Annotated in this window: 21 protein-coding genes and 1 pseudogene; 18 read left to right on the top strand and 4 right to left on the bottom strand. The window is 59.4% G+C overall.

All coding sequences use genetic code 11. The annotated features are described in order from the left end of the window. The first annotated feature begins 47 nt into the window (after positions 1-47). On the top strand, positions 48-1,091 hold the full coding sequence (locus ERE07_RS18160) for an NYN domain-containing protein (protein WP_130010471.1): 1,044 nt from the start codon (positions 48-50) through the stop codon (positions 1,089-1,091). A gap of 66 nt (positions 1,092-1,157) precedes the next feature. On the opposite strand, the gene ERE07_RS18155 is transcribed toward ERE07_RS18160, so the two are convergent. The 3 genes from ERE07_RS18155 to ompA all read right to left on the bottom strand — a co-directional run bounded on the left by ERE07_RS18155 (position 1,158) and on the right by ompA (position 3,323). Next, positions 1,158-1,826, bottom strand: coding sequence for an HAD family hydrolase (locus ERE07_RS18155; protein WP_130010470.1), 669 nt, complete (start codon positions 1,824-1,826; stop codon positions 1,158-1,160). Between the two features lie 24 nt (positions 1,827-1,850). After that, the gene (ubiG, locus tag ERE07_RS18150) at positions 1,851-2,579 is read right to left on the bottom strand and encodes a bifunctional 2-polyprenyl-6-hydroxyphenol methylase/3-demethylubiquinol 3-O-methyltransferase UbiG (protein WP_130010469.1); all 729 of its coding nucleotides are present in this window, start codon (positions 2,577-2,579) and stop codon (positions 1,851-1,853) included. A gap of 159 nt (positions 2,580-2,738) precedes the next feature. Next, complete coding sequence (gene ompA / locus ERE07_RS18145) at positions 2,739-3,323, bottom strand: outer membrane protein OmpA (protein WP_130010468.1); 585 nt, start codon at positions 3,321-3,323, stop codon at positions 2,739-2,741. A gap of 419 nt (positions 3,324-3,742) precedes the next feature. Between ompA and gyrA the strand changes: the two genes are divergently transcribed. The 15 genes from gyrA (at position 3,743) to cysM (ending at position 20,175) form a co-directional block, all read left to right on the top strand. Next, the gene (gene gyrA, locus ERE07_RS18140; protein ID WP_167670981.1) at positions 3,743-6,475 is read left to right on the top strand and encodes a DNA gyrase subunit A; all 2,733 of its coding nucleotides are present in this window, start codon (positions 3,743-3,745) and stop codon (positions 6,473-6,475) included. 5 nt (positions 6,476-6,480) lie between these two features. Next, positions 6,481-7,608, top strand: coding sequence for a 3-phosphoserine/phosphohydroxythreonine transaminase (gene serC / locus ERE07_RS18135; protein WP_130010467.1), 1,128 nt, complete (start codon positions 6,481-6,483; stop codon positions 7,606-7,608). Then, positions 7,601-8,686 carry a prephenate dehydratase gene (gene pheA / locus ERE07_RS18130; protein WP_130010466.1) on the top strand — a complete coding sequence of 362 codons (1,086 nt, stop codon included), beginning with the start codon at positions 7,601-7,603 and terminating at the stop codon, positions 8,684-8,686. Before serC ends, pheA begins: the two co-directional genes overlap by 8 nt. A gap of 10 nt (positions 8,687-8,696) precedes the next feature. Continuing rightward, a complete protein-coding gene (gene hisC / locus ERE07_RS18125; RefSeq protein ID WP_130010465.1) occupies positions 8,697-9,833 on the top strand; it encodes a histidinol-phosphate transaminase in 1,137 nt (378 codons plus the stop codon). Further along, positions 9,830-10,738 (top strand): prephenate dehydrogenase, encoded by a 909-nt coding sequence (locus tag ERE07_RS18120; RefSeq protein ID WP_130010464.1) that lies wholly within the window; start codon positions 9,830-9,832, stop codon positions 10,736-10,738. Before hisC ends, ERE07_RS18120 begins: the two co-directional genes overlap by 4 nt. Further along, positions 10,735-12,051: a 3-phosphoshikimate 1-carboxyvinyltransferase gene (aroA, locus tag ERE07_RS18115; RefSeq protein ID WP_130010463.1), complete on the top strand. Its 1,317-nt coding sequence runs from the start codon at positions 10,735-10,737 to the stop codon at positions 12,049-12,051. Before ERE07_RS18120 ends, aroA begins: the two co-directional genes overlap by 4 nt. A gap of 5 nt (positions 12,052-12,056) precedes the next feature. Beyond that, positions 12,057-12,737, top strand: a complete 681-nt coding sequence (gene cmk, locus ERE07_RS18110; RefSeq protein WP_130010462.1) for a (d)CMP kinase — start codon at positions 12,057-12,059, stop codon at positions 12,735-12,737. 91 nt (positions 12,738-12,828) lie between these two features. Further along, entirely contained in the window at positions 12,829-14,544 is a 1,716-nt protein-coding gene (gene rpsA, locus ERE07_RS18105) for a 30S ribosomal protein S1 (protein WP_167670979.1), read from the top strand. A gap of 2 nt (positions 14,545-14,546) precedes the next feature. After that, positions 14,547-14,906: an integration host factor subunit beta gene (locus ERE07_RS18100; protein ID WP_130010460.1), complete on the top strand. Its 360-nt coding sequence runs from the start codon at positions 14,547-14,549 to the stop codon at positions 14,904-14,906. Positions 14,907-15,038: 132 nt separating this feature from the next. After that, a complete protein-coding gene (locus ERE07_RS18095; protein WP_130010459.1) occupies positions 15,039-15,362 on the top strand; it encodes a LapA family protein in 324 nt (107 codons plus the stop codon). A 21-nt stretch (positions 15,363-15,383) separates the two neighbouring features. Further along, the gene (lapB, locus tag ERE07_RS18090) at positions 15,384-16,703 is read left to right on the top strand and encodes a lipopolysaccharide assembly protein LapB (RefSeq protein WP_130010458.1); all 1,320 of its coding nucleotides are present in this window, start codon (positions 15,384-15,386) and stop codon (positions 16,701-16,703) included. After that, positions 16,700-17,629, top strand: coding sequence for a D-glycero-beta-D-manno-heptose-7-phosphate kinase (gene rfaE1, locus ERE07_RS18085; RefSeq protein ID WP_130010457.1), 930 nt, complete (start codon positions 16,700-16,702; stop codon positions 17,627-17,629). The genes lapB and rfaE1 overlap by 4 nt, the downstream gene beginning before the upstream one ends. Then, positions 17,626-18,645 (top strand): ADP-glyceromanno-heptose 6-epimerase, encoded by a 1,020-nt coding sequence (rfaD, locus tag ERE07_RS18080; protein ID WP_130010456.1) that lies wholly within the window; start codon positions 17,626-17,628, stop codon positions 18,643-18,645. The genes rfaE1 and rfaD overlap by 4 nt, the downstream gene beginning before the upstream one ends. Positions 18,646-18,755: 110 nt before the next feature. Continuing rightward, the gene (locus ERE07_RS18075; RefSeq protein ID WP_245153774.1) at positions 18,756-19,244 is read left to right on the top strand and encodes a ComEA family DNA-binding protein; all 489 of its coding nucleotides are present in this window, start codon (positions 18,756-18,758) and stop codon (positions 19,242-19,244) included. Positions 19,245-19,269: 25 nt separating this feature from the next. Next, complete coding sequence (cysM, locus tag ERE07_RS18070; RefSeq protein WP_130010455.1) at positions 19,270-20,175, top strand: cysteine synthase CysM; 906 nt, start codon at positions 19,270-19,272, stop codon at positions 20,173-20,175. A 74-nt stretch (positions 20,176-20,249) separates the two neighbouring features. Here the strand turns inward: cysM and mltB are convergent, their stop codons facing one another. Next, positions 20,250-21,431 (bottom strand): lytic murein transglycosylase B, encoded by a 1,182-nt coding sequence (gene mltB / locus ERE07_RS18065; protein ID WP_130010454.1) that lies wholly within the window; start codon positions 21,429-21,431, stop codon positions 20,250-20,252. Positions 21,432-21,442: 11 nt separating this feature from the next. Here mltB and ERE07_RS18060 point away from each other — a divergent pair, with 11 nt between their 5' ends. Both ERE07_RS18060 and ERE07_RS18055 read left to right on the top strand, forming a co-directional pair. After that, a complete protein-coding gene (locus ERE07_RS18060; protein ID WP_130010453.1) occupies positions 21,443-22,366 on the top strand; it encodes a histone deacetylase family protein in 924 nt (307 codons plus the stop codon). A 52-nt stretch (positions 22,367-22,418) separates the two neighbouring features. Beyond that, positions 22,419-22,551, top strand: a pseudogene (locus tag ERE07_RS18055) (electron transfer flavoprotein subunit beta/FixA family protein); the annotation flags it as partial.

Below are 22,551 nucleotides of genomic sequence, written 5' to 3'. Positions count from 1 at the left end.
CTTTCACAACCATCAGGCGCCAGGCCTTGCATTGATCAGGAATTACCATGGCATCCAGTTCAGAAAGTCTCAGCATGGCTTTATTCTGCGATTTTGAGAACGTGGCGCTGGGCGTAAGGGACGCGCGCTACGAGCAGTTCGACATCAAATTGGTACTTGAGCGGCTGCTGCTGAAGGGCAATATTGTCGTCAAGAAGGCCTATTGCGATTGGGAGCGATATAAAGGTTTCAAGGCATCCATGCACGAAGCCAATTTCGAGCTGATCGAGATCCCGCATGTGCGCCAGTCAGGCAAGAATTCGGCGGATATCCGGCTGGTGGTAGACGCGCTCGACCTTTGCTATACCAAGGCGCATGTCGATACCTTTGTTGTGATCAGTGGGGATTCGGACTTTTCTCCCCTGGTCTCCAAGCTGCGAGAAAATGCCAAACAGGTGATTGGTGTGGGCGTGAAGCAGTCGACCTCGGATTTGTTGATCGCGAATTGCGATGAGTTTATTTTCTATGATGATTTGGTGCGTGTCGCTGCCGGGACGGCGCGCAATGCGCACATTGCCGAGCCCAGGCCAGAGGCCAAGGCCGAAGTCGTGGAGGATCATCATAAAAAAGAGGCGTCTCAGGCACTGAAGAATACGGCTGTGCAGATTGTCGTCGATACATTCGAGGCTTTGCTGGCGGAGCGGGGCGACAGCGGCAAGATCTGGGCGTCGGCCCTGAAGCAGGCCATCAAGCGCCGCAAGCCGGACTTCAGTGAGTCGTATTATGGCTTCCGGGCATTCGGCAATCTGCTCGAAGAGGCGCAGGCGCGAGACCTGCTGTCGCTGGGACGAGACGACAAGTCAGGGGCCTATGTGTATCGGAAGGAGGCGGAGGCGCCACCCAAGCGGCCACGTAAGGCGCGAACCAGCCGGACAGCCTCGGCAGTCAAGCCGGCAGCCGAGACACAGCAAGCGCCGCCGCAACAGACCCAGCCCCTGAAAGCGCAGCCACAACAGGCGCAGCCCGGGAAACCGGCAACGCCACGTAAAACCACTGCCAGAAAGACGGCCCAGCGCGGAGCGCGGACCGCGAACAAAGCGCCAGAGGCATGAAAAAGCCCAAAACATGGCGCTCCGCGGCGGAGACTATTTTCTGGATGCGTGCCCGCGTTCTCTTTGTTAAGGTTGGTCAGCCCATTCCTGAATGACAGGCCACAATTCTTGCGGTGTGCTGGCAATGGCGTCCGCTTCCCAGCCATTCAGGGCAGTATCCAGGCCGCAGTAACCGTAGGCGGCAACAACAGTGCCCATGCCGGCCGCTTTGCCGGCAATGATGTCACGGTGATCATCGCCGATGTAGATGCAGTGTTGCGGCGAAAATCCGGTTTTTTCTGCGGCATGGAGCAGCGGGGCGGGGTGCGGCTTGCTGTGCGCGGTCGTATCGCCACCTACGGTGACTGCGCATTCGTCTGCCAAGCCCAGATGGGCCACCAGTGGCAACGCGAGATATTCCATTTTGTTGGTGACGATGCCCCAGGCGTAATCGTGGCGGCGCAGCGTGGCCAGCAGCTCCGGGATACCCGGAAAGAGTGTCGTGTGCCGTGTCATGTCGCTTTGGTAGTCTTCGAGAAACTGGCGGCGACAGGCGTCGTAGTCGTCGTCCTCTGGTGACATCCCAAGACCGGCCTTGAGCAGGCCGCGCGCACCCGCCGAGGCATAAGGCCGCAGGTCTTCGTAGGGCAGGGGAGGCAATCCTCGCCGGGCACGCTGTTTGTTCGCGGCTTCGGCCAGATCGGGAGCGGTATCCGCCAATGTGCCATCAAAATCGAATAAAACCAGCTTTTTCATGAGGGACTCTATAGTGGCCAGGCGTTAGCTTTCGCGCTGGGTTGCCATCAGATAATTGACGGAGGTATCGCGGGAAAGCTTATAGCGCTTGGTGATGGGGTTGTATTCAAGGCCGGTCAGCTGCGTGACCGACAGCCCGGATTGCCGGGCGGAGGCAGCCAGCTCGCTGGGTTTGATGAAGCCTTCGTAATGGTGAGTGCCTTTGGGAAGCATGCCCAGCACATATTCCGCCCCTACGATGGCAAACAGAAAGGACTTGGGATTGCGGTTGAGTGTGGAAAAAAATACCCAGCCGCCAGGCTTGACCAGCGTGGCGCAGGCCTGGACGATGGAAGCTGGGTCTGGCACGTGCTCAAGCATTTCCATGCAGGTAACCACGTCAAAGGAAGCCGGCTGGCGCGCGGCAAGTTGCTCGGCACTGATGGCTTCGTAGCTGACTTTAACGCCGGACTCCAGGCCGTGCAGTTTGGCAACCTGCAACGATTTGTCCGCGAGGTCGATGCCGGTGACTTCACCGCCCGACTGTGCCAGGCTCTCGGCCAGAATGCCTCCGCCGCAGCCGACATCCAGAACCGTTTTGCCCCCCAGCGGGCCGGCAATATCCAGGATCCACCCCAAGCGTAAGGGATTAATGGCATGCAGAGGCTTGAATTCGCTTTCGGCATCCCACCATCGCGATGCGAGCGCGCTGAATTTGTCCAGTTCGGCCTGGTCTACATTGTGGCTGTCCGGGCGGGTGGAGGTCGCGTTCATTTGGGGGATCTCGTAAAAAATGAGGCAGTACACGATTGACGGCCTGCAACAGGGTTGCTGCCGCAGCGGCGCCGCGCTATCTGAAGCACCCAAAGCTAAGGGCTCCCATGAGGGAGCCCTTATTGTAGCGTTTAACGCAACAAGTATTACTGAAGGGTATTACTTGCGAACGCCAACGATTTCGATCTCTACGCGGCGGTTCTGAGCACGGCCTTCACGAGTCGAGTTGGATGCCACAGGGCTGGTTTCGCCCTTGCCTTCAACATAGATGCGGTCGGCGGGGATGCCCTTGCCAACCAGGTAATCCTTGACAGCATTGGCGCGACGTTGCGACAGGCCCATGTTGTACTCTTCAGTACCAATGGAGTCGGTGTGGCCGGTAGCAATCAGGGTTTCCAGATTGATGGTGTCGACTTGTGCGGCGACCTGATCGAGGATCTGGCGACCTTCGGGCTTGATCGTGGACTTGTCGAAGTCGAAGAAGGTGTCAGCATTCAGGACAACCTTGGTTGCCGTGGGAGCTACCACTGGAGGTTCGGCTTGGGCAACTGGCACGCCATCACACCCGGGGATACCGGTTGCGGGAGTCCAGAAGTTGTCGCGCCAGCACAGTTCGCGCGTGCCGTTTTTCCAAACGTCGCCGAACGGATTGCGCCAGTTATCGACGGTTTGAGCGGATACTGCACCAGAGGCCGTAACAGCGGCAATGGCGAGCGCTAGTGCGATTTTGGAGGGTTTGTTCATGTTTCTCCTCATTGAGCTTAATGCTGGTAAGTGACCGCAGCGAACCCCCGCCGCATATCAAAAAAACGGAGCCAGTATAGCAACGCCATGAGTTATCAAAGAATTGCGCTGGGTTTCATGCGTGTTAGGAGGAATCTTACGGCATTTCCGGGCGGTAAGTTAAGACTGAGTGATACATATTCGCCAGATTTTCTGTTTTCCGCTTTATCCCCGTGAATATTGTTGGTTTTATGCTACAGCCGTCTGCAGGCTTAAAGTATTTTGTTAAGTCTCCCCCGGCAGCCAGGGTGGCCGAACCCTATTTCTACTATCCAGGCGAGTGCGGTGTACGCCATTCGGATGGTTGATAGGGAAGTGCTAGAATTTCCTATTCGCCCGACATCGGCCCCATTCACGACCTTTACTAGTTAAGACACTCTATGGATTCCTTCGCCAAGGAGACGCTTCCCGTATCGCTGGAAGAGGAAATGCGCCGCAGCTATCTCGATTACGCCATGAGCGTGATCGTGGGCCGGGCTTTGCCGGATGTTCGAGATGGCCTCAAGCCAGTCCACCGGCGTGTGCTGTTCGCCATGCACGAACTGAACAATGACTGGAACCGCGCCTACAAGAAGTCTGCCCGTATCGTCGGTGACGTTATCGGTAAATATCACCCGCATGGTGATTCCGCGGTGTATGACACCATTGTGCGGATGGCCCAGGATTTTTCCCTGCGCTATATGTTGGTGGACGGGCAGGGTAATTTCGGCTCGATCGACGGCGATAATGCCGCAGCGATGCGATACACCGAAATCCGCCTGGCCAAGATTGCACATGAATTGCTGGCGGACATCGATCAGGAAACGGTTGATTTCGGCCCCAACTACGATGGCAGCGAGCAGGAGCCGCTTCTTTTGCCATCGCGCCTGCCCAATTTGCTGGTCAACGGCAGCGCGGGTATCGCGGTGGGCATGGCCACTAATATACCTCCGCATAATCTGTCAGAGGTGATCGAAGGGTGCCTGTATTGTTTGCGCAATCCGGGCTGCTCCATTGACGAACTGATCGAAATCATTCCGGCGCCGGATTTTCCTACGGGCGGCATCATTTATGGCATGTCGGGCGTGCGAGAGGGCTATCGCACAGGGCGCGGGCGAGTCATCATGCGGGCGAAAACCCACTTTGAAGACATGGAAAAGGGAAACCGGCAGGCCATTGTGGTCGATGCTATTCCTTATCAGGTCAATAAAAAGACGCTGCAGGAAAAAATCGCTGAGCTCGTCAACGAAAAGCGTATCGAGGGTATTTCCGATATTCGTGACGAGTCCGATAAAGACGGCATGCGGCTGGTGATCGAGCTTAAACGCGGCGAGGTGCCAGAGGTTATTCTGAATAACCTCTATAAATTGACGCAGCTGCAGGATACCTTCGGCATGAACATGGTGGCGCTGGTCGATGGCCAGCCCCGTCTGCTCAATCTGAAACAGATGGTGGAGTATTTTCTCTTCCACCGCCGCGAAGTGGTCACGCGCCGTACCGTCTTCCAGTTGCGCAAGGCCCGTGATCGTGGGCACGTGCTGGAAGGCCTGGCCGTCGCCCTGGCGAATATTGATGATTTCATCACGATCATCAAGGCGGCGCCTACGCCGCCTGTGGCGCGTCAGGAACTCATGGCACGGTCCTGGGATTCGTCCCTGGTGCGCGAAATGTTGACCCGCGCCGACGAAGGCAGCACCATAGGCGGGCGGGTCGCCTATCGCCCGGAGTCGCTGCCTGCGGAGTTTGGCCTGCAGAACGACGGTTTGTACCGCCTCAGCGACGTCCAGGCTCAAGAAATCCTGAACATGCGACTGCAGCGCCTGACCGGGCTGGAGCAGGACAAGATTGTCGGCGAGTACAAGGACGTCATGGCCACCATCGCTGATCTGCTGGATATCCTGGCCAAGCCTGAACGTATCACGCAGATCATTGGCGACGAGCTGGTCGCCATCAAGACAGAATTCTCCACTAACGCCAAGGATGGTCGTCGTTCGGAAATTGAGTACAACGCCACCGAACTGGATACCGAAGACCTTATTACCCCCATGGACATGGTGGTAACACTGTCTCAAACCGGTTACATCAAGAGCCAGCCGCTGTCCGAATACCGGTCGCAAAAGCGGGGCGGGCGCGGCAAGCAGGCGACAGCCATGAAGGAAAACGACTGGGTCGATCAGTTGTTTATCGCCAATACTCATGATTTTCTGCTGTGTTTCTCTGACCGGGGCCGCGTCTATTGGCTCAAGGTCTGGGAGGTGCCGCAGGGATCGCGCAACGCGCGCGGCCGTCCCATCGTCAACATGTTTCCCTTGCAAGACGACGAGAAAATCACCGTCGTACTGTCGGTGCGCGAATTCAGCGAAGATCATTTCGTCTTCATGTCCACGTCGCGCGGCACGGTCAAAAAGACGCCATTGTCCGATTTTTCCAATCCCCGCAAGGCCGGCATCATCGCGGTTGCGCTGGACGACGGAGACTATCTTATCGGCGCCGATCTCACCGACGGCAAGCACGACGTCATGCTGTTTTCGGATTCGGGCAAGGCTGTTCGATTCGACGAAAACGATGTGCGCCCCATGGGCCGCACGGCGCGCGGTGTACGCGGCATGATGCTCGAAGAAGGGCAGAGTGTCATCGCGATGCTGGTCGCGCAAGACGAAACCCAGAGCGTACTGACCGCGACCGAAAACGGTTACGGCAAGCGTACATCGATCGTCGAATACACGCGTCATGGGCGCGGCACCAAAGGCATGATCGCCATCCAGACCTCGGCCCGCAACGGCAAGGTCGTCGGCGCGGTCCTGGTCCGTCCGTCCGATGAAATCATGCTCATCACCACGTCCGGCGTGCTGGTTCGTACGCGCGTGTCCGAAATTCGCGAAATGGGCCGTGCCACCCAAGGCGTAACGCTCATCAACGTCGACGAAGACAGCATGCTGTCGGGCGTGCGTCGTGTGGTTGAAAGTGATGCCGATGATGAGGTGATTGTCACGGTGGATGGCGAGCCTGGCGATGCCGCTGCTGCGCCGGCGTCAGGCGAACAGGATACGTCGCCATCCGCAGACGATAATCCGGTGGACAATGCAGGTGACACGGACGCCGGCGAAGATAATACAGACAGCGAACAGGAATAAATTTCATGCGACCCTGGAATTTCTCGGCAGGCCCTTCGGCCTTGCCGCTGGAGGTGTTGGAGCAAGCGGCGGCAGAGCTGACCGACTGGCATGGCTGTGGCATGTCTGTGATGGAAATGAGTCATCGCGGTAAACAGTTCACTCAAATATGTACAGAAGCACTCGTCGATCTGCGCGAGCTGCTGGCCGTACCCGACGCGTTCGAGATTCTGTTCATGCAGGGCGGGGCAACGGCAGAAAACGCAATCGTGCCGATGAACCTGATCGGGCGCGGCGGCCTGAACAAGGCCGACTACGTCCTGACCGGCATTTGGTCCAATAAATCGCATAAAGAAGCGCAGCGCTATGGCGATGTCGCCGTGGCGGCCAGCAGTGGAACGCAGGTCGTCATCGACGGCCAGACGCAGGAGCCCTGGACCTGGTATCCCTCGGCGTCCGACTGGAAACCGCGCCCGGACACGGCTTACCTCCATATCTGCAGTAACGAAACCATCGGAGGGTTGGAGTGCGCCGATTGGCCGGATATGGCATCGCTCGGCGCGCCGGAGGTGCCCCTGGTGGTGGATGCATCCTCGCATTTTCTGTCCCGCAGCATCGACTTCGGCAAGGTTGGCATGGTGTACGCCGGGGCGCAAAAGAACGCAGGTCCGGCAGGGCTTACGATTGTGATCGTACGCAAGTCGCTGATCGGCCATGCCCTGCCTGGCTGCCCGTCCGCCTTCGATTACGCCAATGTGGCGGCGGCGGGATCCATGTTCAACACCCCGCCCACCTACGCCATTTACATGGCGGGCCTGGTGTTCAAATGGCTTAAGAAACAGGGCGGCATCGCGGCGGTCGAAAAGGCGAACATCGCCAAATCCAGGGCGCTCTACGATTATCTCGATGGCTCGGATCTGTACGTTAACCGAATTCAGCCGGCTGCCCGGTCACGCATGAATGTTCCTTTTTTTCTGCGCGACGAGTCCCTGAACAGCGCCTTTCTTGAGGGTGCGGAGGCGGCGGGTTTGTTGCAGTTGAAGGGACACAAGAGCGTCGGCGGCATGCGCGCATCCATTTACAACGCGGTACCGCCCGAGGCGGTGCAAGCCCTCATTACTTATCTGCAGGACTTCGAACGTCGCCATGGATAATACTTTACAGGCGCAGCTAAAGCCGCTGCGCGATCGTATCGATACGATCGATGAGCAGATACTGACGCTGCTCAACCAGCGGGCCACCGCGGCGCTGGACGTTGGCAAGATCAAGCAGGATCATGATGTCGACGGCCCCATTCTCAAGCCTGAGCGCGAAGCCATGGTCATTCGTCGCCTGCAAGCCTTGAACAAAGGCCCCTTTACCGCGGAGGCGGTCGATGCGGTGTGGTCGCAGATTATTTCAACCTGTCGCGGGCTCGAAAGCGCGTTGACGGCAGCCTTTCTGGGGCCGCAGGGTTCTTTCTCCGAGCAGGCGGCGCTGGAACATTTCGGGCACGCAATCACGCGTTTACGCTGTGATTCATTTGATGAGGTTTTTCGTGCTGTCGAGGCCGGGCAGGCCGATGTCGGCATGGTGCCGGTGGAGAACTCCACCGAAGGCGCTGTCAATCGCACGCTTGACCTGCTGCTCAATTCGCCGCTCAAGGTATTGGGCGAGCGCTCGATCAAGATCCATCACAATCTCATGACCAAATCGGGCACGCTCGATGGGGTAACGCGTGTGATGGCCCATCCCCAGGCCCTGGCCCAATGCCAGGCATGGCTAACCCAGCATGTTCCCGGTCTTGCCCGCGATGCAGCGTCCAGCAATGGCGAAGCGGCGCGGCAGGCATCAGTCGATCCGACCGTTGCCGCCATTGCCGGCGAGACCGCCGCGCAAGCCTGGGAGTTGGACATCGTGGCGTCCGGCATCCAGGACGATCCGCAGAACCGTACCCGTTTCTTGGCCGTTGGCGCCATCGAGACCTTGCCCACCGGCAGCGACAAGACCAGCATCATTCTGGCTGTTCCCAATCGCGCCGGCGCCGTGTACGACATGCTGGCGCCCCTGGCCGCCAATGGGGTGTCCATGACGCGACTGGAATCCAGGCCTGCCCGCACGGGCCAGTGGGAATACTATTTCTATGTAGACTTGCTTGGTCACCGCAATGAACCAGCGGTGGCCCAGGCGCTGGCCGACCTCAAAAACCAGGTCGCTTTCTTCAAGGTGCTGGGTTCCTATCCCCGGCAATAGGACTTTTCGCATGAATACCGCTTCCAATGGCGCTTCCCGGGCCGCGCTGGTGCCCGATTATGTACTGGGGATCGCGCCCTATCAGGCCGGCAAGCCCATCGAGGAGCTGGCACGCGAGTTCAATCTGGATCCGGCCGACATTGTAAAACTGGCATCCAATGAAAATCCGCTCGGCATGCCCGAATCGGCACAGAAGGCGCTGGCTGCGGCCGCCGCCTCTCTGGCGCGCTACCCCGACCCAAATGGCTTCAATCTGAAAGCAGTGCTGTCCGCGCGCTATGGCGTGCCGATGGACTGGATTACGCTGGGCAACGGCTCCAATGATCTGCTGGAAATCGCGTCCCTGGCTTTGCTGTCGCCGGGTACCGCGGCCGTTTACGCCCAGTACGCCTTTGCCGTGTATCGTCTGGCGACGCAGGCGCGTGGGGCGATGCATGTCGTGGTTCCCGCCAAAGACTACGACCATGATCTGGACGCCATGTTCGCCGCCATTACGCCCGATACACGCGTCGTATTCATTGCCAATCCCAACAACCCCACCGGCACATTCGTGCCTGCTGCCGAGGTGGCGGCGTTTCTTGAGCGCACGCATGAAGCGCATGGCGAACGGGTCACGGTGGTGTTGGACGAGGCCTACACCGAATACCTGGATCCCGGGATGCGCTTCGACAGCGCGCGCTGGGTCGAGCAGTATTCCAATCTGATCGTGACGCGCACGCTGTCCAAGGCCTACGGGCTGGCCGGTTTGCGGGTGGGCTATGCCCTGGCGCAGCCGCGACTGACAGACCTGCTCAATCGCGTGCGCCAGCCTTTTAATGTCAATACGCTGGCACAGGCTGCGGCGATTGCGGCACTGGGCGATGCCGCGTTCCTGCAGCGCGCCTACGAGGTCAATCTGGCGGGCAGGCAGGCGCTTTACGACGCGTTCACGCGCCTGGGGCTGGAGTACGTGCCCAGCTTTGGAAACTTTGTGCTGGTGCGTGTCGGTGACGCGGCCAGCATCAATCTGGCATTGCTCAAGCGCGGCGTGATTGTGCGTCCTGTTGCCGCTGATGGCTTGCCCGAATGCCTGCGGGTATCGATAGGTTTGCCTCAGGAGAATCAACGCTTCATCGAGGCGCTCGAGCAGATTCTCTCGGACGCATGAGCGAGCATGCCGCGCGACCGGCGCAACCGGAGCCCGTGCTGCCTGTCCTTGCCATTGTCGGCGTAGGGCTGATAGGCGGATCGTTTGCAGCGGCGCTTCGCCAGGCGGGGGTTGTGGGGCGCGTGCTCGGTGTGGGGCGCAATCCCGAAACCCTGGATCAAGCCTTGCGCAGGGGGTTGATCGACGCGGCCGCCACGCTGGAAGAAGCTGGCGCGCAGGCCGATTTCATTTTGATCGCCACGCCTGTGGGCGCGGTGGGTGCCACGCTGGCGCGGCTCAAGCCTTGCCTGCGGCCCGAGACCGTGATTTCCGATGCATGCAGCACCAAGGCGGATGTCATTGCCGCCGCTCGCGCCGCGCTCGGCGACCGCATTGGCCAGTTCGTTCCCGGGCACCCCATAGCGGGCGCGGAGCAGACGGGCCCCGCCGCCGCTGACGCACAACTCTATCGGGGCCGCAATGTCATTCTTACACCACTGATGGAGAATCCCGCAGCGGCCAGGAAGCTTGTGTCGCGGCTGTGGAAAGCATGTGGTGCGCGCATCCTGACGCTGGATCCCGCCACGCATGACACCGTGCTGGCGTCCGTTAGTCATGTGCCGCATTTTCTGTCATCGGTGTTCATGTGGCAGGTCGCCATGGCGTCTGATGCGGATGTGCGCATGGCGCTGGCCGGCAGCGGGTTTCGTGATTTCACCCGCATTTCCGCGGGCTCGGCCGAAGTCTGGCGCGACATCTTTCTGAGCAACAAGGATGCCGTGCTTAATGAGTTGCAGGAGGTCAAGGCGGCGCTTTCCAAGGCCGAGCAGGCGCTGCAGGCGGGCGATGGCCGTGAACTGGAAGATTTCCTTGAACGTGCGGCGCTCGCGCGCCGTCTCTGGGCAAGCAGGAGTGGTTTGTCATGACGTCCAGTCTGTATTTGTCGCCGATTGTCACGGCATCCGGGCGAGTCAGGCTGCCTGGCTCAAAAAGCATTTCCAATCGCGCGCTGCTGCTGGCGGCGCTGGCCGACGGCGAAACACGCCTGTCCGGCCTGCTTGACTCCGACGATACGCGCGTGATGATCGCGGCCTTGCGTCAGCTTGGCGTTGCCGTCGAGGAGGCCGGCCCTGGCAAAGTGACGGTACAGGGCGGCACGCCCTTTTCCGTGCGCAGCGCGGATATTTTCCTGGGCAATGCGGGTACGGCATTCAGGCCGCTGACCGCCGCCCTGGCGGTGATGGGCGGTATGTACAAGCTGTCGGGCGTCCCACGCATGCATGAGCGGCCGATAGGCGACTTGGTTGACGCCTTGCGCGTGCTCGGCGCGCAGGTCGACTACCTTGGCACGGTCGGCTATCCTCCTCTGCAGATCCACGAGGCGACATTGAGCGGCCAGGAGCGCGTCAAAGTCAAAGGTTCCGTATCCAGCCAGTTCCTGACGGCATTGCTGATGTGCGCGCCGCTGTGTGTGGCCCGCAGCGGCAAGGCCCTGGCCATCGAGGTGGATGGCGAACTCATTTCCAGGCCTTATATCCAGATAACCCTGCGTTTGATGGCGCAGTTTGGCGTGCAGGTACAGCACGACGATTGGGCTCGTTTTGTGATCCCGGCCGATGCGCGCTACCGTGCAGTCGACCGGCTTGAGGTCGAAGGCGATGCATCGACGGCATCGTATTTCATGGCCCTGGGCGCCCTGGGTGGCGGCCCCCTGAAGATCGAAGGCGTGGGTTCGGACAGCATGCAGGGTGATATTGCCTTTGCTGACGTTGTCGAAGCCATGGGCGCAACTGTGAGCAGGCGTCCGACCTCCATAGAAGTCAGCGGCCCGGTCGTGGCGCGCGGCGAGCGCCTGCGCAGTTTCGATCTGGATTTCAACCTGATTCCCGATGCTGCCATGACGGCGGCGGCCATGGCCATGTATGCGGATGGTCCGTGCACGCTGCGCAATATCGGCAGTTGGCGTGTCAAGGAAACCGACCGCATCCATGCAATGCATACCGAGTTCGAGAAGCTTGGCGCACAGGTGGCATCGGGACCAGACTGGCTGACGGTGCATCCCTTGCAGGCATCGCAGTGGCGATCTGCCTCGATTGCAACGTACGATGATCACCGCATGGCCATGTGCTTTTCCCTTGCGGCTTTCGGACCCAAAGGGGTGACAATCGACGATCCTGACTGCGTCAGCAAGACTTTTCCGGGCTATTTCCCCGTTTTTCAAGATCTCGTCCAGGCCTGATTCTCATGGCGACTTTTATTCCTGTTATTACCATTGATGGGCCCACCGCCTCGGGCAAGGGCACGATCGCCCATCGCGTTGCCACGGCGCTTGGCTGGTCAGTGCTGGATAGCGGGGCGCTGTACCGGTTGACCGCCCTCGGTGTGCAGCAGCACGGTGTCGATGCATCGGACGAACTCGCTGTTGCGCGGATAGCGGCGCAGCTCGATGTCTCGTTCCAGGGTGGCCGGATATTCATGGACGGTCAGGACGTGGGATGCCTGATCCGGCAGGAGCAGGTCGGCAATCTGGCTTCGCGGATTGCTGCTTACCTTCCCTTGAGGCAGGCCTTGCTGGACCGCCAGCGAGCGTTTCGCGTGGCGCCTGGCCTGGTTGCGGATGGACGCGACATGGGTACAGTCGTGTTCCCGGATGCGCCGCTCAAGATATTTCTGGTGGCCGATGTCCGGGCGCGCGCGGAAAGGCGCTGTAAGCAGTTGAAGGAAAAGGGGTTTTCTGCTAATCTACCGGACTTGTTGAAAGACATGCGCACGCGCGATGAGCGCGATCGCAGTCGGGTGAACGCTCCGCTCATCGCGGCGGCCGACGCTCATACGGTCGATTCGTCTGATCTCACCATAGGCGAAACGGTCAAATTAGTGCTCGATCTCTGGTCGGGCCTGGGGTTCCAGGCAACACGCGCCTAGCGCGTGCTGCCGGAATATTTTTTCTACTCCACTGGGGCGAATTTTCTCTCTGGTGTGTTATTAACGGCCATCCTGGCCAATGGATACACGAATGTCCACCATCGCAACCTCTACCCCTACCGGCGGCGAAAGCTTTGCCGATCTCTTCGCAGAAAGCATCAAGAACCAGGACATGAAGTCCGGTGAGGTCATCTCTGCAGAAGTTGTTCGCATCGATCACAACTTTGTCGTGGTCAATGCAGGTCTCAAATCCGAGGCCTTGATTCCCCTAGAAGAATTCCTGAACGACCAGGGCGAACTCGAAGTCGAACCTGGCGATTTCGTTTCCGTTGCCATCGATTCCCTCGAGAACGGCTACGGCGATACCATTCTTTCGCGTGATCGCGCCAAGCGCCTGTCGGCCTGGCTGCAACTCGAGCAAGCGCTCGAGTCCGGCGAAATGGTCAATGGCACCATCACCGGCAAGGTCAAGGGCGGTCTTACCGTCATGACCAACGGCATCCGTGCCTTCCTGCCTGGTTCGCTGGTCGACCTGCGTCCCGTCAAGGACACCACGCCGTACGAAGGCAAGACACTTGAGTTCAAGGTCATCAAGCTCGACCGCAAGCGCAACAACGTCGTACTGTCGCGTCGCGCCGTGCTCGAAGCCAGCATGGGCGAAGAGCGCGAAAAGCTGCTCGAAACCCTGCACGAAGGCGCAGTGGTCAAGGGCGTGGTCAAGAACATCACCGACTACGGTGCGTTCGTCGACCTGGGCGGAATCGACGGCCTGCTGCACATCACCGACATGGCATGGCGCCGTGTCCGTCACCCCTCCGAAGTCCTGCAGGTCGGTCAGGAAGTCGAAGCCAAGGTGCTCAAGTTCGACCAGGAAAAGAGCCGCGTCTCCCTGGGCGTCAAGCAGCTGGGCGAAGATCCCTGGATCGGTCTGGCTCGTCGCTACCCGCAAGGCACGCGCCTGTTCGGCAAGGTCACCAACCTGACCGACTACGGCGCGTTTGTCGAAGTCGAGGCCGGCATCGAAGGCCTGGTGCACGTTTCCGAAATGGACTGGACCAACAAGAACGTCGATCCGCGCAAGGTTGTCACCCTGGGCGAAGAAGTCGAAGTCATGGTTCTCGAAATCGACGAAGACCGTCGCCGTATCTCGCTGGGCATGAAGCAATGCCGTCCCAACCCCTGGGAAGAGTTCTCGATCAACTTCAAGCGTGGTGACAAGGTTCACGGCGCCATCAAGTCGATCACCGACTTCGGCGTGTTTGTCGGTCTGCCCGGCGGCATCGATGGCCTGGTTCACCTGTCCGATCTCTCCTGGACCGAAACCGGTGAAGAGGCTGTTCGCAACTTCAAGAAGGGCGACGAAATCGACGCCGTTGTGCTGGGTATCGACACCGACAAGGAACGCATTTCTCTGGGTATCAAGCAACTGGAAGGCGACCCCTTCAACAACTACGTTGCCACCTACGACAAGGGCGCTGTGGTTCAGGGCACGATCAAATCGGTCGAGGCCAAGGGTGCTGTCGTCACGCTGTCTGTAGATGTCGAAGGCTATCTGCGCGCCTCGGAAATCTCCGCAGGCCGCGTCGAAGACGCCACCACCGTGCTGAATGCGGGCGACAGCGTCGATGCCATGATCATCAACATCGATCGCAAGACGCGTTCGATCCAGTTGTCCATCAAGGCGCGCGACAATGCCGAAACGGCGGATACCATCCAGCGTATGTCCGAAGCCAGTGCTTCGTCGGGCACGACCAACCTGGGCGCACTGCTCAAGGCCAAGCTCGACCAGGCACGCGACGATAGCTGATTGTGACCAAGTCGGAACTCATCGCGATCCTTGCCAGTCGCTACCCGCAACTGGCAGCGCGTGACACGGATTACGCCGTCAAGACGGTACTCGATGCCATGACCCAGGCGCTAGCCAGTGGCCAGCGCATCGAGATCCGCGGATTCGGCAGTTTTTCCCTGTCCGAACGCCTGCCGCGTGTGGGCCGCAACCCCAAGTCTGGCGAAAAAGTCATGGTGCCTGGTAAGCAGGTGCCACACTTCAAGCCAGGCAAGGAGTTGCGTGAACGAGTGGACAGCGCTTTCGACCAGGAGGTCAATGCGCAGTCATCCGATGGCGAGAATGATACGGCGCCATTCGACACTCGTCTCATGCACGGCTGAGCGTTTTCGCCGCTGCAGTCAGGCTTTCTTGCAAATCGAAACAGGCCCTCCCTCGCGAGGGCCTGTTTTTTGGGCCGGTTTCGACGTTTCCCCCTTACAATTACCGGATTCCCAAATACTGGAGTGCTTGACATGCGTTATATCGTCTGGCTATTGAGGCTGGTAGTGTTCATTCTTGTGCTGATGTTTGCGCTCAAGAATACCGGTCCGGTAGATGTGAACTTCTTTGCGGACCACGTGATAACGGGTGTGCCGCTTATCGTTGTGATGCTGGCAGTGTTCGTGCTGGGAGGCCTGCTGGGGCTGCTTCTGGTCGCACCGGCCATGCTGCGTGCACGCCGCGAGCAGGGTCGCCTGCGGCGCGAGGTGGCTCGCCTGGAAGAAAAAGCCCGTCATCCGGTCATGCCGACCGAGGCTGTCGCGCCTGAAACCGTCGCGCCCATGGCGCCCCTGTAACGCAAGCCAGGATTCAATACTGTGGATTTCGAACCTTGGTGGCTGATCTTTTTGCCCTTGGTCTTTGCGTTGGGCTGGATAGCCTCACGCGTGGATATCAGGCAAATGCTCTCCGAAAACCGGACGCTGCCCAACTCTTATTTCAAGGGCCTGAACTTCCTGCTGAACGAAGAGCCCGATCGCGCTATCGACGCCTTCGTGGAAGTGGCCAAGCTGGACCCGGAAACCACCGAGCTGCATTTTGCGTTAGGCAGTCTGTTTCGTCGGCGTGGAGAAATGGAACGCGCGATCCGTGTGCACCAAAGCCTGCTCTCGCGTGCCGACTTGCCTGCCGCAGACAAAGAAAACGCGCAGCACGAGCTTGCCCAGGATTTTCTCAAGGCGGGCATGCTGGATCGCGCAGAGCAGGCTTTCGAGCAGGTGCTTGATACACGCCATGCGGTTCCCGCCATTCGCGCCTTGATTCGCATTTATGAATCCGAGCACGATTGGCCACGCGCCATCGAGGCTGTCAAGCGCCTGCGCGCATTGGTGGATGAGCCCGTGCCTCAGTTGGCGCATTATCAATGCGAACAGGCCGTGACGGCATTGAGCGCCAAGCCGCCAGATATCAAGGCTGCCGGCCTTGCGCTGGATGCGGCGGATTACGCTGCCGGGCCTTTGCGTGGTCGCACCGAAGGGCAGGCTTCAGAGGCCCGTATCGCCATGCTGCGCGCGCACCTCGCGCGTTTGGACAACAAGCCTGAAGACGAGCGCGCCTACCTGGCCTCCGTCCTGAATATCGCGCCCGATTATGCCTGTCTCATTGCCTCCGATTTACTGGAGTGCTATCGCCGCCTGGGCCAGGAAGCAGAAGGCCTCGAGGTGCTGATGGCGCATTACCAGCGCTATCCTGCGCTCGACACCTTCAATATCGTTTTTCGTGAGCTGCGCCAGCAAAAAGGGCTCGGGCCAGCGTGGGCCTTTGCCCGTGCGTCGCTGCGCGCGCATCCGACGCTGCTCGGGCTGGATCGCCTGCTCGAGGCTGAGCTGGCCACGCGCGAAACGTATGGCGGGGGTAGGCCGTCTGCCATCGTCAGCCCACCGGGCGGCGACGCTCAGGTTGCGACGCTGGCCGAGTCGGCGGACGGCACCTTGCTGGCATCCACGATCCCTGCCGGCGAAACTGCTTCGGGCGCGGACCTCAGCCTTTTGCGTTCCCTGATACACAAGCATACGCAGCGCCTGGATCGTTACGCCTGCAAAGTGTGCGGTTTTGAAGCCCGACACTTCTACTGGCAATGTCCAGGTTGCAGTTCGTGGGAAACCTACGAACCTCGACGTCTTGAGGAGATGAAATGATGCCGTTTCCGGCAGACGCGGTAAGCCGCGTAAAGATCTTGGTTGCTGGCGACATCATGCTGGATCGTTATTGGTTTGGCGAAGTGGATCGCATCTCGCCCGAAGCGCCGGTGCCGGTCGTCAGGGTCATGCGCCGCGAAGATCGTCTGGGCGGTGCAGCCAACGTGGCCCGCAATATTGTTGCATTGGGCGCCAAAGCCAGCTTGCTGGGCGTTGTCGGCGCCGACGAAGCAGGCACCAAGGTGCGTGATCTGGCACGCGAGGCAGGCATCAATGCCTGCGTGGTGGCCGATTCCGAATCACCCACCACGCTCAAGATGCGGGTGCTTGGGCGACAGCAGCAATTGTTGCGCGTTGATTTCGAAGAGGGCCCGGGGCCAAGCTGCCTTGCCAGGATGGAAGAGCAGGCCCGGCAATTGCTGCAGGAGCACGACCTGCTCGTGTTGTCCGATTACGCCAAAGGTTCGTTGGGGCGCGTCGAGGCACTTATTGCCGCCGCCAGGGAAGCGGGCGTGCCTGTGCTGGTAGATCCCAAGGGGCATCAATACCGGCGTTATCATGGCGCCACACTCATTACGCCCAATCGTGCCGAAATGCGCGAAGCGGTAGGCATCTGGCAAGACGAAGACGATCTTGCGCGGCGCGCACAAGGGCTGCGCGAGCAACTGGGGCTGGACGCTTTGTTGGTCACGCGATCAGAGCAGGGCATGACACTATTTTCACAGGCAGGGCGAGAACACATCGACGCCCACGCCCACGAGGTATTCGATGTTTCCGGTGCGGGCGACACGGTGCTGGCCACGCTGGCGGTAACCCGGGCAGCGGGCTTGAGCTGGCTCGATTCAGTGCGCTGGGCCAACCAGGCGGGTGGCGTTGTGGTCGGCAAATTGGGCACATCGATTGTTACCGCAGGAGAACTAACATGATAGTAGTAACCGGAGGTGCCGGTTTTATTGGCAGCAACCTGGTGCGAGGCCTGAATCAGCGCGGTTGCACAGACATTCTGGTTGTGGACGACCTTACCGACGGCGATAAGTTCGTCAATCTGGTCGATGTGCAGATCGCTGACTATCTGCATAAAGACGAGTTTCGCCGGCGCGTTGCAGCGGGCGAATTGGGTCAAATCGAAGCGGTTTTCCATGAAGGCGCCTGCTCTGACACGACGGAGCGCGATGGCCACTACATGATGGATAACAATTATCGGGTCACGCTTGAGCTTTTCGAGTATTGCCAGCGCGCGCGCATTCCGCTTGTTTATGCATCCTCTGCTGCCGTTTATGGCGCTGGTCCGGTGTATGCAGAAGACATACGCAACGAGGCCCCATTGAATGTCTATGGATATTCCAAATTCCTGTTCGACCAGGTATTGCGTCGCCGCCTGGACACGCTGACGGCGCCCGTGGTCGGGCTGCGCTACTTCAACGTGTACGGACCACGGGAACAGCATAAGGGGCGCATGGCTTCCGTAGCGCTCCACAACATGAAACAGTTCCTGCAAGAAGGGCATGTACGCCTTTTCGGAGGCTGGGATGGCTACGAGGATGGTGGTCAGATGCGGGACTTCATCTATATCGATGATGTCGTAGACGTCAATCTGCATTTTCTGGACCACGCCGGTACATCGGGGGTTTTCAACTGCGGTACGGGTCGCGCCCAACCGTTCAACGACATCGCCTCCACGGTTGTCAACGAGATGCGCGCGCACCGAGGCGAAGACAGGCTTTCGATCGAAGAACTGGTGCAGACGCAGCAGGTCTGCTATATCCCGTTCCCGGATGATCTGAAGGGCCGGTACCAGAGCCATACAGAGGCAGATCTCACACAATTGCGTGCTGCTGGGTACGACAAGCCCATGCGCGATGTACAGACGGGCGTAGCCGAGTATCTGCAGGTCATGCTGGCGGAGGGTAAGCTGGCCAGCCGCAGGTTGGAAGAAGTGTAGTACTACTGCGCATGGAAAAAGGTGTGCCGATGCAATATCGCCGCGTCACGGATTGAGGGATGATTGCAGGCGTAGTGCCCATCTGTGTTTCCCGATACTGGAGTCCATCCATGAATCCTTTCACCCACGCTACCGTGGCAACCCCTCTGTCGTCTGAGGCCCATCCTGATTTTCCAACGCCGTCTCGGCGCCGCCCTGCACGGCGGCGCCGCATGGCGTTGGGCACGGCACTGAGCATGCTGGCCGCGGCGCCCTCCGGGGCGTTGGCTGTCGATGTCAATACCGCCACCGCCACGCAGTTGCTCGCCGTGCGAGGCATAGGGCCGCGCACGGCACACATCATTGTGGAAGAACGCAAGCGTGCAGGCCCTTATGAGTCGCTTCAGGATCTCTCGGACCGCGTCAGAGGAATAGGCCCGCGCAAGCTCGCTGCGTTAAAGGCTTCGGGTCTGAAAGCGAGTCGACGCTACATGACATTGCAGCCGCGGGTTGTCGGGAACATGCCGGGCGCCGCGGCGCCGTCGAGCGAGGCAGCCGTGCCCACGGGCCGCCAGGCTTCTCCCTCAGGCGCGGCCCCCGCGGCAAAGGGGAGACTGTAAGCAGAATGGGTGTATGATCTTTCGCATGAAAAAATACCTCACTATAGAAGACACCATAGGTTCGACGCCGCTGGTAAGATTGCAGCGCATACCGGGCGAATATGGTCAGCCGCGCGGCAATGTCATTCTCGCCAAACTTGAGGGCAATAACCCCGCCGGTTCGGTCAAGGATCGCGCCGCCAGTTCCATGATACGTCGCGCCGAAGAACGGGGCGAGATCAAGCCTGGCGATACGCTTATCGAGGCCACCAGCGGCAATACCGGTATTGCGCTGGCCATGACGGCAGCCGTGCGCGGATACAAGATGATTCTCATCATGCCGGATAACCTGTCTGTCGAACGGCGTGCATCCATGACAGCCTATGGCGCGGAACTTATCCTGACGCCTGCAAAGCAAGGGGGCATGGAATATGCGCGAGATCTCGCCATCAAGATGGAGTCGGAAGGCAAGGGCAAGGTGCTGGACCAGTTTGCAAACGCGGACAATCCCAGAGCCCATGTCGAAACAACCGGCCCCGAGATCTGGCAACAGACGGATGGCGAAATCACCCATTTTGTCAGTGCCATGGGCACCACGGGTACGATCATGGGCGTGGGCAGCTACTTGCGGTCACGTAACAAAAACATCCAGATCATTGGTGCGCAGCCTGCAGAAGGTTCGCAAATTCCAGGTATCCGTAAATGGTCCGAGGCCTATCAGCCTGCCATCTACCAACCTGCGCAAGTCGACGGCTTCGAGCTCATCGAACAGGCCGATGCCGAAACCATGGCCCGCCGCCTGGCGGCGGAAGAGGGTATTTTTGGTGGCATTTCGTCCGCGGGCGCCCTGGTGGCTGCACTGCGCGTTGCGCAGCGGGTACAAAATGCCACCATTGTCTTTATCATGTGCGACCGCGGCGACCGCTATCTTTCAACCGGCGTGTTCAACTGATTTGTAGGCGCTGCCGCTGCAGGGCGCGTTCATTTATCTTGCCGCCCCCACGCTTGCAAGAGGGTCCCATCTGTTCACGGCCAGCCGTAGCCCATGTTGTCAGCCAGGATACGGGCCAGATCGGCGACCGAACTTGCATAGTAATAACTGCGGTTGTAGTGGGTGATGGCAAAAAAGTTGGGGGTGCCCAGTCGGTATTGCGCGCGATTTTGTGACTCATCCACCAAATCCACTATGCCGAGCTTGTAATGGGTCCATGCGGGCGGCGCGCTGGTGGCGCCGGGAATCCCTGCACCGTGGCTGACGAGTTCAGACCAGTCCAGGGTCGGCGTCAGGCCTCCTTGCACCAGGGATGCCGGATCACGCGGCAGTGTGGCCGGGGCAAATACCGGCAGTCCCGGCACCCAGCCATGCAATCTCAGAAAATTGGCCACTGAGGCGATCGCATCGCGTTTGCTGTTCAAAAGATCGATATGGCCATTGCCATCGCCGTCCACCGCGAAGCGCGCCAGGCTTCCCGGCATGAACTGCGGCAAGCCAATGGCGCCGGCAAATGAGCCCGTTACGCTGGACGCATCCAGCTTGTTTTCGTAGTCCAGTTGTATCAGATCGGCAAGCTGATCCCTGAAGAGTTGGCTGCGTTCAGGGCGACTGTCGTCGGGATAGCGAAAGCCCAGCGTGGCCAGGGCATCCAGCACGCGAAAATTGCCGGTGTGGCGCCCATAAATGGTTTCCACGCCGATAATGGCGACAATGATGGACTGGGGCACGCCATATTTGGCGGCGGTTGCATCCAGAAACGCTTTGTTTTCAGACCAGAATGCCTGTCCCGCCTTGATGCGCACGGGTTCGACGAAACGGTTGCGGTAAGTCGTCCAGCTGCGCCGTATGCGGTGGGGGCTGGGTTTCATGAGCCGCGCTGCAGTGGCGTTGTAGCTGATCGTGTGTAACAGCGACTCGACATGCGTCAACGGAACCTGCCGCGAGCGTGCAACGTCACTGGCATAGGCCTGCATATCGGGGGTGAGCGAACCATCAGGCAGCAGCAAGGGGCCGCCCTTGGCTGTTGAGCTGCCCGCTTGTATCGAAGGCTGTTCCGGGCGGGATGGCTTGACATCGGCCATTTGGGGAAGGGCTGGTTCGGCCATGTTGCCGGAGACCCCTGTGCCGGATGTGGCAACGGTTTGCTGGGAAGCACAGCCAGCCAAAGCGATCGTGAGTGCGGCAACTTGCAATATACGGGCAGGTTTGAACATAATCTTCCTTTATGGAGACACTCTATATTACTCACCCCGCATGCCGCCTGCATGACATGGGTAGCTGGCATCCAGAATGCCCCGAGCGGCTCGACGCCATCAATGACCAGTTGCTGGCTAGCGGCGTCATGGGTTTTCTTGCCGAAAGGCAAGCCAGCCCGGCATCCGAAGCGGATGTGCTGCGTGTTCATACACCCGCTTATCTTGCCTTTCTTAGGGATCACCTTCCCGCTGAGGGTTTATATCCCATCGATCCGGATACCTTTCTGAACCCTCATACGCTTGATGCCGCGATGGCCGCCGCGGGCGCGGGGATCACCGCCGTGGATGCCATTATGGACGGTGAATATCGCAACGCGTTCTGCGCCGTGCGTCCGCCAGGGCATCATGCGCGCCCTGCGCAGGCGATGGGTTTTTGTTTTTATAACAATATTGCAGTGGCGGCGGCCTATGCCCTTGCGCGTTATGGCCTTCAGCGTGTCGCCATCATTGATTTTGACGTACACCACGGCAACGGAACCGAGGAGATGTTCGCCCACGATCCACGCGTCATGATGTGCAGTTTTTTTCAGAAAGACTTGTTTCCCAATCATTGGCAGAGCCCATGCCCCGAAAACATGGTAAACATACCAGTCGATGCTTATACCAGAGGCGATGATCTGCGCCTGGTCGCCGAGGATCTCTGGCTGCCGCGGCTGCGGGCCTTCAAGCCTGAGTTTATTTTCGTGTCGGCGGGATTTGATGGCCATCGCGAGGACGGCATGGGTCAATTGGGCCTGGTTGAGGCCGATTTTGCCTGGCTGACCCATCGCATCATGGAACTCGCCCATGCAACGGCCTCGGGGCGCATCGTCAGCTTTCTCGAGGGCGGCTACAACCTGTCGGCGCTCGGGCGCAGCGTGGTGGCCCATGTGAAGGCGCTTGCGGCGATGTAGAATCAAGCGTTTGTAATTGCAATTTCTAAAGTAACTTTCCGGAGGAAGCTCGATGAAGGTGTTGGTACCCGTCAAGCGCGTCGTAGACTACAACGTCAAAGTACGCGTGAAATCCGACCAAAGCGGCGTGGACATCGCCAATGTCAAAATGTCCATGAACCCCTTTGACGAAATTGCGGTGGAAG

This window comes from Allopusillimonas ginsengisoli, assembly GCF_004153455.1.
GTDB lineage: Bacteria > Pseudomonadota > Gammaproteobacteria > Burkholderiales > Burkholderiaceae_B > Allopusillimonas > Allopusillimonas ginsengisoli.
Note: the sequence above shows the minus strand (reverse complement) of the source record. Positions and strands in the feature narration are given on the sequence as shown.